The sequence below is a fragment of the Moorena sp. SIO4E2 genome (assembly GCF_010671945.1).
Classification (GTDB): Bacteria; Cyanobacteriota; Cyanobacteriia; order Cyanobacteriales; family Coleofasciculaceae; genus Moorena; species Moorena producens.
Window position 1 is genome coordinate 1 of sequence record NZ_JAAHIE010000705.1, and the last position, 3,243, is coordinate 3,243.

The 3,243-nt window shown below is 42.6% G+C and carries 3 protein-coding genes and 1 pseudogene; 1 reads left to right on the plus strand and 3 read right to left on the minus strand.

Annotation, left to right across the window (positions count from 1 at the left end; all coding sequences use genetic code 11):
• Nucleotides 1–290 (plus strand): hypothetical protein (locus F6K37_RS35720; protein ID WP_287255659.1); only part of this gene is annotated, 290 nt, incomplete at its 5' end.
• Here F6K37_RS35720 and F6K37_RS35725 read toward each other — a convergent pair.
• From F6K37_RS35725 to F6K37_RS35735, 3 genes and pseudogenes are all read right to left on the minus strand, one after another.
• Nucleotides 287–1,921 carry a CHAT domain-containing protein gene (locus F6K37_RS35725; protein ID WP_008189155.1) on the minus strand — a complete coding sequence of 545 codons (1,635 nt, stop codon included), beginning with the start codon at nt 1,919–1,921 and terminating at the stop codon, nt 287–289. The genes F6K37_RS35720 and F6K37_RS35725 overlap by 4 nt on opposite strands.
• Nucleotides 1,922–1,996: 75 nt before the next feature.
• Nucleotides 1,997–2,281 carry a tetratricopeptide repeat protein gene (locus F6K37_RS35730; protein ID WP_008189158.1) on the minus strand — a complete coding sequence of 95 codons (285 nt, stop codon included), beginning with the start codon at nt 2,279–2,281 and terminating at the stop codon, nt 1,997–1,999.
• Between the two features lie 66 nt (nt 2,282–2,347).
• A pseudogene (locus F6K37_RS35735) lies at nt 2,348–3,243 on the minus strand (tetratricopeptide repeat protein); the annotation flags it as partial.

Below are 3,243 nucleotides of genomic sequence, written 5' to 3' on the forward strand. Positions count from 1 at the left end.
CTGCTGAATCCCTAGCCACTCGCAATGGCATTGAAGGAGTAGAAGATAAGGGTGACTTGCGTTGGTTTACTCAGATCCTTAGGCAGTGTCATGGTCATATCTGTCAGCCAAAATATAAAAAATTTAGAGAAAACTACTTGCCTGCACTTATAGGAGTAATAGCTGAGTTCTTGGCGGGATCACTGGAATTTAAACCTCTAGTAGCCGGACTAATGGCTACTCCAATTGCTATCTATATTGAGCAAGAAGGCATCGAAAAATTCTGCCAATCTTACAATCCTAACCCCTAAGTGCCTGTAGCTACGGAAGCTGCCCAATAATAGGGGTTAGCAAAAGGATAGGGTTGGCGCTTAATGGCAGCATATAGTAAGTCATTGAATTTGCGACGATCGCGCTTATTGTTTTCAAATATTTGAGCCATCAAACCCTTAAATTTTTGACTTTTTTGGATTCTTGCCAAGGTTTTACTGTTCAGTGTTCGTAACCAGAATTGGGCGTTAACTAAGGCAGTTGAAACATCCCCATCTTCTAACGTTGGCAGTCGTTTGAGGTTTTTGTATAATTTGATCACTAACAAAGCAGTGGCAAGAGGATCGACTTTCCAGAGGGTGCTGACAACGCTAGGGCTACCTGCATAGAGAAAACCGCTAGGCAAACCAATATATTCATCTAAACCACTAGGTAATCCAGTATCTTCGTCTTTGTTACTTGATTCTTGGTTACTGGAAAGGGTCATCGCAGTTTCACAGGCAGAAAGAATGACAATAAGACATTGACTGAGATCAAGTTTAAAGATTTTATACAAGGTTAGGTCTGCATCTGCTAAAAGTAGGGCTGATTCTAGGGGAGATTGAGATTTGAACGTGCCATGACAGGAAAAGTGGACACAGTGAGCAGAGCGGAGTTGCTTGATATTTTGATTTAGCTTGGCTTCGGTTGCGTCTGCTTCAGCAAGAACAATACTGTGGTTGGGGTCAAAGTATTGTCGGATTTTATCAACTTCTAGTTTCGAGCCAGGCAATGGTTTTGCTTCAGGTCTAGTGGGGTTTTGGATGGCAAATAAGTTATTGAAGTGGGGGCGCTGTTGTTCTTTTGTTAGTTTCAGTAACTGGCTACTAGGAGCATAACTTACCCCTCTTTCAAAGCGGTCGATAAGTAAATTACCTTTTGATAAAGCTAAAGCGTGGAGGGGAAACAGATGCAGGAAACGATGGGGCACTATAATTAAGCGATCGCATTTACCCCCAACTTTCTCAAATATTCCATCAATCTTGGAAATGATGTTATCAATATCTAATATTGTAGCGAGGTCCACGAGACGAGTGGATAGATTAGTTATCCATTGATTTTTTTGGTTGCGGTAGGCATTGGTATAGTCTTTATCCCAGTCTTCCAAAGTTTTCAGCTTTTCAGGAGAGGATGACACAACTATGGGCTGCTGACTGTGACTGGTGACAATAAAGGTAAGAATATTATCCCTGGTAACATACCACTCAATAATAGCGGTGCCTTGATCAATCAGGCTCTGAATATCCCTAAACGGAATAGTTTCTACGGTTTGAGTTAGACTGAAACTGGAGTCATAGTTATCATTGATTTCTTTAAGCACCTGATCTAGCTGCTGTAGCGACTTCTGTAATTCTTGCTGTAGTCGTTTCCGTGATTCCTCTATAGATGGTCGTTGCTTTAGTTGTGTGTTATCGCTATTTCCAGATAGTTTTTCAAAAACTACTTGTAACTGTTTTTCCAATGATGGAATGTTTCGACGCAGTTGATCTAACTCGGTGATTATCCCTTGGGGAACGTTGCCTTTAGGATAAAGGTCGCGGTTGGTGAGCAGTTGCACTAGGTCCCGGGCTTTGCTGCGTTCGACTGTTTCGATGGCTTTATCCAACTGTTCTATATTGATATAGGCTTGCACTAGTGTTTGATAAACGGGTGCATCTCACTTTTGCAATTAAACAAAAATTCTAATAAAATTCCCAAACTGCCTACACTACCCACCCTCCCTAAAATCCCCACGCTTCCGACACTTCCGGCACTTCCCTTCTTTTTTACAAAGATGAGATGCACCCTGATAAACTGTTATTGCCTGTGCCAACATCTGTTGACGATTTGGATCATTGATTGCCTCACTGCGACTGATTTCTACTGCTGTGATTGCTTGTTGGTAGGCATCGATGGCGGGTTGCCAGTTACGTTGGTTGAAGTGGAGGTGACCTAAGTTGCGGGAAGTTATGAGACAGTTAATCGGATCGGCTTGCGGGGTGTAAACTGACAATGCTAGTTGGTATGCTGTAATAGCATTTTCGAGATTCTCTTACTTATCACCACGAATTCTTTAACTGTAGGCTGCGCCGAGATTGTTTTGAATCGTTGCCCACTCTTCGGGGAAGTCTTTTTTGGTGTAAACGGACAAAGCTAGTTCGTATGCTTCAATCGCTTTTTCGAGATTCTCTGCTTTATCACCACGGATTCTGTCACGGTACGCATTGCCCAGGTTCTTTTGATTCATTGCCCACTCAATAGGGAAGTCTTCTTTGGTGTAAACGGACAAAGCTAGTTCGTATGCTTCAATCGCTTTTTCGAGATTCTCTGCTTTATCACCACGGATTCTTTCACGGTACGCACTGCCCAGGTTATTTTGAGTCATTGCCCAATTTTGGGGAAAGTCTTGTTTGGTGTAAACCCACAAAGCTCGTTTGTATGCTTCAATAGCAAGTTCTAGATTCGATTCCCTGTTGTGGCGGATTCTTTCACGGTACGCACTGCCCAGGTTATTTTGAGTCATTGCCCAATTTTGGGGAAAGTCTTGTTTGGTGTAAACCCACAAAGCTCGTTTGTATGCTTCAATAGCAAGTTCTAGATTCGATTCCCTGTTGTGGCGGATTCTGTTTCTGTAAGCAAGGCCTAGATTGTTTTGAATCGTTGCCCACTCTTCGGGGAACTTTTGTTTGGTGTGAACTTTCAATGCTAGTTCGTATGCTGCAATCGCTTTTTCGAGATTCTCTGCTTTATCACCACTGATTCTGTTTCTGTAAGCAATGCCCAGGTTGTTTTGAGTCCTTGCCCACTCTTCGGGGAAGTCTTTTTTGGTGTGAACTTTCAATGCTAGTTCGTATGCTTTAATGGCAAGTTCGAGATTCTCTGCTTTATCACCACGGATTCTGTTTCTGTAGACAAGGCTCAGGTTGTTTTGAGTCCTTGCCCACTCTTCGGGGAAGTCTTTTTTGGTGTGAACTT